The 264-nt window shown below is 64.8% G+C and carries 1 protein-coding gene; it reads left to right on the forward strand.

The annotated features are described in order from the left end of the window. Positions 1 to 264, forward strand: a 264-nt coding sequence (locus tag SB822_RS58000) for a hypothetical protein (protein ID WP_410859227.1), incomplete at both ends; no start/stop codon positions are given.

Genomic DNA, 264 nt, shown 5'->3' on the forward strand with positions numbered 1-264 from the left:
GGACCAACGATGCCTACTGGACCGGCATGAACGGCCAGCAGGCCGGTTACGAGAACATCGGCCTCACCGAGCGCAACGGCTTCCCGATCATCACCAGCGGCACCCAGACCGGCGTGCAGCCGCTGGTGCGCAACGACAACAATACCCGCGAGGACAAGCTGTTCTCCGCCGGCTGGACCAACACGATCAGCTACGATCCGTGGACGCTGAGCCTGGACCTGAACTACTCGCGCGCCGAGCGCGAGCAGTCGCAGCTGGAGACCT

The sequence above is a fragment of the Paraburkholderia sp. SIMBA_054 genome (assembly GCF_046534875.1).
GTDB classification, from domain to species: domain Bacteria; phylum Pseudomonadota; class Gammaproteobacteria; order Burkholderiales; family Burkholderiaceae; genus Paraburkholderia; species Paraburkholderia hospita.